General features: G+C 35.6%; 1 protein-coding gene and 1 pseudogene. Both read left to right on the top strand.

The annotated features are described in order from the left end of the window. Positions 1–645 (top strand): SDR family NAD(P)-dependent oxidoreductase (locus Q0340_RS11495; protein WP_298083416.1); only part of this gene is annotated, 645 nt, incomplete at its 5' end. Beyond that, positions 642–1,249, top strand: a pseudogene (locus tag Q0340_RS11490) (hypothetical protein); the annotation flags it as partial. The gene Q0340_RS11495 and the pseudogene Q0340_RS11490, both read left to right, overlap by 4 nt.

Raw genomic sequence — 1,249 nt, 5'->3', positions numbered from 1 at the left:
ACGGGCGCTAGCAGAGGGATCGGTAAAGCTATAGCCGACGAATTAACTAGCGTTGGATTTAATTGCATAACCCCAAACTCAAAGGAGTTAAATTTAAATGATAAAAATAGTGTAGCGCGTTATATAGCTAAAAATTCCGATTTAGACATATACGGTTTGGTTAATTGTGAAGGGATAAATATATTGGCATCTTTAGATGAGATTGACGATGAAAAATTTGATGATATGATAAACGTTAACTTAAGGTCTGTCATATCGTTGGCAAAATTTGCCTCTGTGTCTATGAGGCGCAATGAAGGTGGAAAGATCGTAAATATCAGCTCCATTTGGGGGGTGAGATCAAAGGCCCGCAGGACTCTTTATTCAATCACCAAATTTGGAATAAATGGAATTACGAAAGCGCTTGCTAGAGAACTTGGAGAATTTAATATTTTAGTAAATTCCGTAGCCCCAGGGTATGTCGATACGGATCTAACGAGGCAAAATGTTCCACTTGCCGAACAAGTCAAAATCAAACAAGAAATTCCGCTCGGTAGATTTGCGCAGACTTCCGAGATAGCAAAACTGGTAGCATTCTTGATCGGCAAGGAAAACTCCTATATAAGCGGACAAGTGATAGTAATAGACGGAGGATTTTTAGCATGAGCTTAAAGATCGAATCAAATATCAGAGACTATGATGTCTATTTTGAAGGGGTATGGGAATTTTTAGATGAATTAGCTAGAGGACAAAATTTTGCTTTAGTAATAGATAAGAATGTTTTTAAAATTTATGAGGCTAAATTTAGATCTTTTGATTCAAAGGATATTTTTATTTTTGACGCGATCGAAGAAAACAAAACCTATAAATCTGTTTGTGAAATTTATGATTTTTTAATCGGCAAGGCCGCCAAGAGGAATTTGACATTTGTATCCATAGGCGGCGGTATAACGCAGGACGTAAGTGGATTTGTCGCATCTACCTTGTATAGGGGGCTGAAGTGGATTTTTATACCGACTACTTTTTTAGCGATAACAGATAGCTGTATTGGCAGCAAAACCTCATTAAATTATGGTAGTTACAAAAATTTGATAGGCACATTCTATCCGCCACAAAAAATTTATATTAATACCGATTTTTTAGATACTTTGACTGAGCTGGATTTTTATAGTGGACTTGGTGAGTGTATAAAATTTCAATTAATGCAGGAAGTTTATCCAAAAAATTTTGATCTTATCTCAGAGACAATAAGAAATTTAGCTACTAAAAA

This window comes from uncultured Campylobacter sp. (genome assembly GCF_938045595.1).
GTDB lineage: Bacteria > Campylobacterota > Campylobacteria > Campylobacterales > Campylobacteraceae > Campylobacter_B.
This window is presented reverse-complemented; position numbering and strand designations above follow the sequence as displayed.